Origin of the sequence: Bacteroides neonati (assembly GCF_000499785.1) — a bacterium.
Taxonomy (GTDB): Bacteria; Bacteroidota; Bacteroidia; order Bacteroidales; family Bacteroidaceae; genus Bacteroides; species Bacteroides neonati.
In genome coordinates, this window is sequence record NZ_HG726029.1 from 103,850 (window position 1) to 112,507 (window position 8,658).

At 43.7% G+C, this 8,658-nt stretch carries 9 protein-coding genes and 2 rRNA genes; 1 reads left to right on the top strand and 10 read right to left on the bottom strand.

Annotation, left to right across the window (positions count from 1 at the left end; genetic code table 11):
- Positions 1-8: 8 nt before the first annotated feature.
- The 8 genes from ndk to TY03_RS20695 all read right to left on the bottom strand — a co-directional run bounded on the left by ndk (position 9) and on the right by TY03_RS20695 (position 6,832).
- Positions 9-473 (bottom strand): nucleoside-diphosphate kinase, encoded by a 465-nt coding sequence (gene ndk / locus TY03_RS20660; RefSeq protein ID WP_042373490.1) that lies wholly within the window; start codon positions 471-473, stop codon positions 9-11.
- Positions 474-694: 221 nt separating this feature from the next.
- Complete coding sequence (recG, locus tag TY03_RS20665; RefSeq protein ID WP_042373493.1) at positions 695-2,791, bottom strand: ATP-dependent DNA helicase RecG; 2,097 nt, start codon at positions 2,789-2,791, stop codon at positions 695-697.
- Entirely contained in the window at positions 2,779-3,450 is a 672-nt protein-coding gene (locus TY03_RS20670) for a 2-C-methyl-D-erythritol 4-phosphate cytidylyltransferase (protein ID WP_042373495.1), read from the bottom strand. Before TY03_RS20670 ends, recG begins: the two co-directional genes overlap by 13 nt.
- Before the next feature lie 10 nt (positions 3,451-3,460).
- Entirely contained in the window at positions 3,461-4,009 is a 549-nt protein-coding gene (locus TY03_RS20675; protein ID WP_042373522.1) for a DJ-1 family glyoxalase III, read from the bottom strand.
- 119 nt (positions 4,010-4,128) lie between these two features.
- Positions 4,129-4,971 (bottom strand): TonB family protein, encoded by an 843-nt coding sequence (locus TY03_RS20680; protein ID WP_042373496.1) that lies wholly within the window; start codon positions 4,969-4,971, stop codon positions 4,129-4,131.
- A 3-nt stretch (positions 4,972-4,974) separates the two neighbouring features.
- The gene (locus tag TY03_RS20685) at positions 4,975-5,391 is read right to left on the bottom strand and encodes an ExbD/TolR family protein (RefSeq protein ID WP_042373497.1); all 417 of its coding nucleotides are present in this window, start codon (positions 5,389-5,391) and stop codon (positions 4,975-4,977) included.
- Positions 5,392-5,399: 8 nt separating this feature from the next.
- On the bottom strand, positions 5,400-6,119 hold the full coding sequence (locus TY03_RS20690) for a MotA/TolQ/ExbB proton channel family protein (RefSeq protein ID WP_042373499.1): 720 nt from the start codon (positions 6,117-6,119) through the stop codon (positions 5,400-5,402).
- Positions 6,119-6,832 carry a pyridoxine 5'-phosphate synthase gene (locus tag TY03_RS20695; RefSeq protein ID WP_042373523.1) on the bottom strand — a complete coding sequence of 238 codons (714 nt, stop codon included), beginning with the start codon at positions 6,830-6,832 and terminating at the stop codon, positions 6,119-6,121. The genes TY03_RS20690 and TY03_RS20695 overlap by 1 nt, the downstream gene beginning before the upstream one ends.
- A 102-nt stretch (positions 6,833-6,934) precedes the next feature.
- Here TY03_RS20695 and TY03_RS20700 point away from each other — a divergent pair, with 102 nt between their 5' ends.
- Entirely contained in the window at positions 6,935-7,807 is an 873-nt protein-coding gene (locus tag TY03_RS20700; protein WP_042373524.1) for an NAD kinase, read from the top strand.
- Between the two features lie 304 nt (positions 7,808-8,111).
- Here TY03_RS20700 and rrf read toward each other — a convergent pair.
- Positions 8,112-8,222, bottom strand: a 5S ribosomal RNA gene (rrf, locus tag TY03_RS20705).
- Positions 8,223-8,298: 76 nt separating this feature from the next.
- Positions 8,299-8,658: ribosomal RNA gene (locus tag TY03_RS20710) — 23S ribosomal RNA — on the bottom strand; the annotation flags it as partial.

Genomic DNA, 8,658 nt, shown 5'->3' on the forward strand with positions numbered 1-8,658 from the left:
AAGTTCAATCAATATTCGTCATTGGCATACAGGTAGTCAAAAGTAACCTGTTTGTAGTCGAATATCTCATTGGGTTTAAAGAATCTATTTAATTCGGCAACAGCGGTTTCTAACGAATCAGAGGTATGAACGATATTTTCCTGAAAGCTCATACTGTAATCTCCGCGAATCGTTCCCGGTGTTGCTAAACGTCCGTTTGTTGGACCCGCCAACTGTCGAACCACTTGAATAGCATCCACACCTTCAAAGCAACAAGCGATAACGGGAGCCGCCATCATGGAATCTTTCACGCGCTGAAAGAATGGTTTTGCGCTTAGGTGGGCATAATGTTCGTTTAACAATTGGTCTGTGAGTTGCATCATTTTCATACCGGCCAGACGTAATCCTTTTCGCTCAAAGCGGTGTATTATCTCACCAATCAATGACCGCTGAAGAGTACATGGTTTTAATAGAACCAGCGTTTTCTCAATCATAATGCGACAGTTTTCAAAGGGTTAAACTTGACATTTTATTCAAAAATCTCCCAAAGATAACATTTCCAGATGAAAAACGAAGTATCTGATTAACTATTTTTTGATGACTACCTCACAGAATAGCAGCTATTTATTCATGTAAAGTGCTATAAATAGGGGAAATAAGTCGAAACATGTTTTTCAACACATTTGTGAAAAGAAACTGTATGTTTAACCAATTTTCAACTAATAGATGCCCAGTTAACATTCGATTTACGAAGCGCTTTGAGCTGTCTCCACAAAACTTCATTCTGAGGGTTTTCGGACGTCGGATCCGCATCTACTATTTCTTGTGCAATGGCACGGACATGTTGCAGCAACTGCCCATCGTGAACAATATCGGCTATTTTAAGATCAAAAGCAACACCACTCTGCTGCGTACCTTCCAAATCGCCCGGCCCGCGGAGCTTCAAGTCGGCCTCTGCTATCTCAAAACCGTCATTGGTACGCACCATAATTTCGAGGCGTTTGCGGGTTTCGTCAGAGAGCTTATAAGTGGTTACGAGAATGCAGTACGACTGATCGGCACCACGTCCTACTCTACCACGTAACTGATGCAGTTGAGAAAGCCCGAAACGCTCGGCATTCTCAATAATCATGACCGAAGCGTTGGGCACGTTCACTCCTACTTCGATAACGGTGGTAGCCACCATAATTTGTGCTTGGCCCGATACGAATTGTTGCATCTGCTCATCCTTCTCGGCAGCTTTCATCTTTCCATGAACTTTACAGACTTTGCTATCCGGAAACTCTTCGCAAATGTGTTGATAACCTTCTTCGAGATTCTTTAAGTCGATCTTCTCACTTTCTTTAATCAACGGATAGACGATATAAATCTGCCGGCCTTCGGCTATTTGTTTGCGTACGGAATGATACAGACTCTCTCGGCGATTATCAAATTGATGAACCGTGGTAATCGGCTTACGTCCCGGCGGGAGTTCGTCGATGACCGACACATCCAGATCGCCATAAAGAGTCATAGCCAAGGTGCGGGGAATAGGTGTAGCCGTCATGACCAAGACATGAGGAGGTTGCACGTTCTTAGTCCACAAGCGGGCGCGTTGTGCAACTCCGAAGCGATGTTGTTCATCGACGATAACAAGACCCAAAGAGGAAAAATTCACCGTATCTTCAATCACGGCATGAGTACCGATTAAGATATGCACGTCGCCCGTGAGCAACCCTTTTAAGATGGCTTCCCGTCTTTTTCCTTTGATCGATCCGGTAAGTAATTCCACCCGCACATTCATGCCAAAAAGTAATTCTTTGATACTTTCGTAATGTTGATTGGCTAAAATCTCGGTCGGCGCCATCATGCATGCCTGAAACCCATTATCAAGAGCAATCAACATGCTCATCAGGGCTACAAGTGTTTTGCCACTACCGACATCGCCTTGTAGCAAACGGTTCATCTGACGGCCATAACCCATGTCTTGTCGGATCTCTTTCAACACTCTCTTCTGCGCACCCGTTAATTCAAAGGGTAGGTTCTGAGTGTAAAACGTATTGAATATCTCCCCGACCGTCTCAAATATATAGCCGCGGTATTTCCGCTGACGGTCTTTGGAGTAACGCAAGATATTGAGCTGTACATAAAAGAGTTCTTCGAACTTTAAGCGGTACTGCGCTTTTCGTAACAACTCGGAGTTTGCCGGGAAATGGATATTTTGCAAGGCCTCCGTCAAAGGCATTAAAAAATGATCGGCAATGAGTTGCGGAGATAATGTTTCGGGCAGTGGCTCCTGTATTTGCTGAATGATGGAGCTCATCATTTTGGTGATGGCATGGGAGTTGAGGTAACCACGCTTCATCTTCTCCGTGGTATTGTAATAGGGTTGCAAACCCATGGCTGTAAGCTTGAGTTCGGCAGGAAGGTCGATATCGGGATGAGCCAGGTTGATGCGTCCGTTAAACACGGTTGGCTTGCCAAATACAATGTACTCTTCGTGCAGTTTATACTTTCCTGTGATGTACTTGATTCCTTGAAACCAAACCAGGTCGATGATACCCGTACCATCCGAAAAGTGTCCTACCAACCTGCGTTGTCTGCCTTCGCCAAAGGTCTCGAAGCCGACAATACGACCTTTCAATTGAATATAGGGCATGTTGCCATCTATTTCATGTACGTAATAGATGCGACTCCGGTCTACATATTTATAGGGAAAGTAGTAAAGCAGGTCATGGACCGAATAGATACCTAACTCTTTATTGAGTACAGATGCCTTTTGCGGTCCTACACCGGATACGAATTTTATGTCACGTGTGGCTAAATCAAACATCCTAACAAGGCACTCCCCACTTTCAAATCAAATGGGGTCGTTATTTTTATATTCTCACGATTTCCTTCGACAAGCGTAATGGATACACCAAGCGCTTCGACTACAGATGCATCGTCGGTAAAATGAGTAGAGTATGCTTGTGAATAAGCGTTCTTTAATAGTCCGACCTCAAATACCTGAGGGGTTTGAACTAATTTATAATCGTCGCGATTGACCGTCTCACTACCTTGCGGAGTTAAATGCCGAACTGTTTCGAACACATCTATAACCGGAATAGCGGCCAATTGAGTTTCAGCCGCTTCATAGCAACGAGCAATGACTTCTTGCGAAACGAACGGGCGCACACCATCGTGTACTGCAACAAGTCCAGGTTCTTGGACCAGCATCAACCCATTTTGCACCGAATGAAAGCGGGTCTCTCCACCATCGGCGATAAGGTGATTAAGCGTGAAGTGATAATCGGAGCACAACTGCTTCCAATAAGATTGTTGCTCGCGAGGCAATACAACGATCAGCTGCATCGCTTCATCATAACGGTGAAACGCTTCAAGCGTATGCATCAACACCGGTTTAGCAGCCATAAGTAGGAATTGTTTGGGAAGTTCGCTTCCCATACGCAGTCCCTTGCCGCCGGCTACAATCAGAGCAGTCCGTATCATTCTATCACGCTTATCTTATACACATTGCACTTTGTAACTCTTGAGCCTTCGCTTCGCCAACCAACTCTTTGACAAGTGCCAAAGCAAATGGCATGGCTGCGCCCGGGCCGAGTCCAGTAATGATATTACCATCTTTTACAACAAGTTCGTTGATACACTCAGCACCTTCGAGATATTGTTCGAAACCCGGATAACAGGTTGCTTTGCGTCCCTTCAGTAAGCCAAGTTTACCAAGTACCATAGGTGCGGCACAAATGGCCGCAATGGGTTGATTATTTTCGGCAAACTTGACTAGTTGCTTACGTAGCCCTATATGGCTGTCGAGAGTCGCTGCACCGGGCATTCCTCCGGGCAGAACCAACATGGCTGCATCACGAAAATCGCAATTTACAAAATTAATATCACAAAGCACTGATATATCATGAGCGCCCACTACTATCTCGTCAGGGGTTACCGATACGATTTGTACATTCACTCCGGCACGTCTCAACGTATCAATGGTTGTAAGAGCTTCGATTTCTTCAAAGCCATCCGCAAAAAAAACATATACAGTTCCCATAATCTTATTCATTATGTGCCATATGCCAAAGGCAATACACGTTTTAATGGTTAATTATTAATTGATTCGTTCTTCATCATCAATCTCATGTGCATACGATGTACATGAACCAAGAAGTACTATCTCAAGTTAAAATAATAGGTAATCGTTCCGGTCTGGTTATTAACTCCGTCGACACTATTAAATCGGGCTTTCTTAGCAGCATCTTCGGCGGCTTTACGAAGGGTAGCATTTACCGTATTCGTTTGCCGGTTAATACTCGTAGCAATGACTTGTCCGGCCGGATTTACCGTGATTGAGACAACAACACGCCCTTCTTCTTGCACATTATAAGCAGGACGAGGCAGACCACCTTCACCAATAGAACGTCCGCCGAGGTTAAAAGTTCCATATCCTCCAACGCCCGTTTTAGCACCTGTTGATGAATTTCCGTCTTTACTTCCTTCAACACCTGTACCAGCAGTTGCCGTTCCTTTACTTCCTTCCATCTGAGCACCTTTACCAAAAGCTCCTGCAACTCGTTTACGTGCAGCCTCTTCGGCCGACTTACGTTCTTGCTCCGCTTTTGCTTCTGCAAGTTTCTTTGCTTCTGCTGCTATCTCGGCTGCCGTTTTTTCAGGCTTCTTAACCTCCTTAGGTTTCTCTTTTTTAGGCGTTTTTTTAGGCTTTACAACGACAGTCTCTTCTTCTTCCTGGGCGATCAATTCTTGCTCGGTTATCTCTTCCGGTTGAGCTTCTGCTACTGGTTCCGGTGGAACAGGAAGCACTTCGACTTCGACCAATGAGGGATCAGCCTCACCACTGGCGGCGTCTACGTTTCCTATCATAACAGGAATTCCACCATCATCTTCATTCGGCAGAGGAACAACAAAAGTTAGCAGAATCAAAAGAGCAAAGAAAATTGCATGCACCAACAGCGCACCCAATACTCCTACATATTCACCCTTTTTTTTTCTATCCATGCTTTATTTCTTTTCAGGCGGACGTGTGGCCAACACCATTTTAAAATGATTTTCGTTTGCAATATTCAATACCCTTACTATTTCTTTATAAGGTACAGTCTCATCAGCATAAAGTGCCACAAACATCTCCGGTTCTTTATCGGCACAACTTTGCAGGAAAGGAGTCAGCTCCTCCAGCGTCAATATACGCTCTTTCTCATTACCGAATGCCGCATAATAGTTCAGATCCTTATCGATAACAACGCGAGTCAGTGGTTTCGCCGAGGTTTGTTGTTTTCCTTGTGGAAGTAATACCTTAATCGCATTCGGTGATACCACAGTAGAGGTTATCATGAAAAATATCAGTAACAGGAAAATGACGTCCGTCATGGAAGCCATGCTGAAATTGGGCGATATTTTAGCTCTTCGTTTTAATGCCATACTAGATATTATTTAACCGGTTCGTTGAGTAGATCCATGAAATCCATGGTACGCAACTCCATCTTATTTACCACTCGATCAACTAACATCACCAGATAATTATAAGCAAACATAGCGATAATACCGACAATCAAGCCACCTACAGTCGTAATCATGGCTTCATAGATACCTCCCGACAATAAAGTGATATCAATGTTACCACTTCCTGCATTAGCCATTTCGTAGAATGCGCGTACCATACCTGTTACCGTACCCAAAAATCCGATCATCGGTGCACCACCCGCAATGGTAGCCATCACCGGCAATCCTTTTTCAAGTTTGGCCACTTCAATATTACCTACATTTTCAATAGCCACCTGTACGTCATTGATCGGACGCCCCAAGCGGCTGATTCCTTTTTCAATCATTCGTGCTGATGGAGTATCGACAGTACGACAATACGATATAGCCGCTTTTATTTCACCGCTATGGATATAGTCCTTTATTTTATCCATAAACATAGGGTCTTCCTTTCCGGCTTTTCGAATGGTATACATACGTTCAAAAAGAATATAGAAACACCCTACCGACAAGACGGCAAGAACGATCATGATCCAGCCGCCTTTTACTGCCATATCAAGCATGTTCATCTCTGCAGGATCACTTACCGAAGTCAACACGGGAGCAACCGTATCCAGTGGCTCAGTTAAATTTGTAGCCGCCTGGGCCAATAACATTAATACATTCATTATCGAAGACAGTTTTTATATTCCACAATGGTACGTTCGAGTCCCAAATAGAGAGCATCACTAACTAATGCATGCCCAATAGAGACTTCGTCGACCCAAGGGATGTTTTTATAAAAATAATTCAAATTGATCAGACTTAAATCATGACCGGCATTCAAACCAAGCCCTAACTTACGTGCAACTTTAGCCGCTTCTATAAAGGGAGCAATAGCCAATTCAGGGTTTTTCGGATATTCTGTCGCATAAGGTTCTGTATACAGTTCTACACGGTCGGCACCTGCTTTAGCTGCATATTCGACCATCGTTATATCCGGTGCTACAAACACCGAAGTACGAATACCGGAGCGGTTGAACTTCTCAAGGATCTCTGTTAAGAACTCCAGATTGGCTTTGGTATCCCATCCCGCATTAGACGTTATTTGCGATGGTTCATCCGGAACAAGCGTTACCTGGTGAGGCTTTACTTTCAATACCAAATCAATAAACTCGGGCGAAGGATAACCTTCAATATTAAACTCCGTTCGCAACAGCGGACGTAAATCATAAACATCAGCTCTGCGAATATGTCGTTCATCAGGACGAGGATGTACCGTAATTCCATCAGCACCAAAACGTTCACAGTCAAGAGCAACCTTTACTACATTAGGAACATCGCCCCCACGAGCATTTCTTAAAGTTGCAATCTTATTTATATTTACACTTAACTTAGTCATACCTACCATAATGTTTGCTACAAAAGTACAAATATAAGTGACATGATAACAGCAATCTGAAAAAAAAATCCCAAATTTGCGGCATAACTAACGATGGTGTATATGAAATTTGCGATTTTTGGTAATACGTATCAAGCAAAAAAATCCTCACATGCAGAAAACCTCTTCAAATTGCTTGAGAAGCGAAATGCAGAAGTTTATATTTGCAGAGAATTCTATCATTTCTTGGTATCCGATCTCAACCTTAATGTTCGTGCAGCAGGTCTATTTGATGGAAATGACTTTACTGCCGATATGGTAATAAGCATCGGAGGTGATGGAACTTTCTTAAAAGCAGCCAAAGTAGTCGGTAATAAATCAATTCCTATTTTAGGTATTAATACCGGACGTTTAGGTTTTTTGGCCGATGTATCCCCCGAAGAGATGGAAAGTGCTATCGACGAAATATATACCGGCCACTATTCTGTAGAAGAGCGAAGTGTATTACAGCTAATATCTGGTGACAAGCATCTTCAAGCATCTCCATATGCGTTGAATGAGATTGCTATATTGAAGCGAGACAGTTCATCTATGATCAGTATCCGTACAGCAATCAATGGCGTTTTCTTAACAACATATCAAGCCGATGGATTAATTATCGCTACCCCCACAGGCTCTACTGCTTACTCATTGAGTGTAGGTGGTCCGGTAATTGTTCCTCAATCTAAAACCATTGCAATCACGCCGGTAGCTCCTCATAGCTTAAACGTACGTCCTATTGTTATTTGTGATGACTGGGAAATAACGCTAAACGTGGAAAGCCGTAGTCACAACTTTCTTGTTGCAATCGATGGAAGCAGCGAAACCTGCAAAGAAAGCACGCAATTAACCATTCGAAAAGCCCCTTATAGTATAAAGGTTGTGAAACGTTACGATCATATTTTTTTCAATACTCTTCGCTCCAAACTAATGTGGGGAGCAGATACTCGAAAATAGATCTCTACACCCGCTAAAACCCTTTTTCACCACAGAAGACACAGAGAATATAGAGAAAAATACAAAGAGAAACGCAGAGGCGATTCTACGGAAACTTCTCTGTATTGCCTCTGTACTTCCTCGTGCCTTTTCTTTCTCTTCTTCTTCATCTCTTTTCTCTCTCTTTCTCTTTTTCCACTCCGTGTTCTCTGTGTCCTCTGTGGTGAAAGAGAATGCACTATGGTGAGTTTCGCTGAGCTATGATGAGGTGTATCTATAACGCAAAACGTCCCGTCAGTCTGATCGACTAACGGGACGTTTCTAAAAATGGCGGCTACCTACTCTCCCACTGTTACGCAGTACCATCGGCGTGATCAGGCTTAACTTCTCTGTTCGGAATGGGAAGAGGTGGAACCCTGATGCTATAGCCACCTAAATAAGGTTGACATGACAAAAACCAAAAAAGAATCATTCTAGCAAAGCTAAAGGGATATACCAACCATACACCTATAAGAAGAAAGTGTACGGGCAATTAGTAAGGCTCGGCTTTGATGTTACCATCTTTACACCTGCCTCCTATCAACGTTGTCGTCTTCAACGACCCTGAGAAATCTAATCTTGTGGCTGGCTTCGTACTTAGATGCTTTCAGCACTTATCCAATCCCGACTTAGCTACCCAGCGATGCACCTGGCGGCACAACTGGTAAACCAGCGGTCAGTCCAACACGGTCCTCTCGTACTAGTGTCAGAGCCACGCAAATTTCATACGCCCACGATAGATAGAGACCGAACTGTCTCACGACGTTCTGAACCCAGCTCGCGTGCCACTTTAATGGGCGAACAGCCCAACCCTTGGGACCTTCTCCAGCCCC

Bases quoted from the DNA above. Each gene is read 5' to 3' on its own strand.
- ndk (WP_042373490.1), bottom strand. From the start codon at position 473: ATGATTGAGAAAACGCTGGTTCTATTAAAACCATGTACTCTTCAGCGG.
- recG (WP_042373493.1), bottom strand. From the start codon at position 2,791: ATGTTTGATTTAGCCACACGTGACATAAAATTCGTATCCGGTGTAGGA.
- TY03_RS20670 (WP_042373495.1), bottom strand. From the start codon at position 3,450: ATGATACGGACTGCTCTGATTGTAGCCGGCGGCAAGGGACTGCGTATG.
- TY03_RS20675 (WP_042373522.1), bottom strand. From the start codon at position 4,009: ATGGGAACTGTATATGTTTTTTTTGCGGATGGCTTTGAAGAAATCGAA.
- TY03_RS20680 (WP_042373496.1), bottom strand. From the start codon at position 4,971: ATGGATAGAAAAAAAAAGGGTGAATATGTAGGAGTATTGGGTGCGCTG.
- TY03_RS20685 (WP_042373497.1), bottom strand. From the start codon at position 5,391: ATGGCATTAAAACGAAGAGCTAAAATATCGCCCAATTTCAGCATGGCT.
- TY03_RS20690 (WP_042373499.1), bottom strand. From the start codon at position 6,119: ATGAATGTATTAATGTTATTGGCCCAGGCGGCTACAAATTTAACTGAG.
- TY03_RS20695 (WP_042373523.1), bottom strand. From the start codon at position 6,832: ATGACTAAGTTAAGTGTAAATATAAATAAGATTGCAACTTTAAGAAAT.
- TY03_RS20700 (WP_042373524.1), top strand. From the start codon at position 6,935: ATGAAATTTGCGATTTTTGGTAATACGTATCAAGCAAAAAAATCCTCA.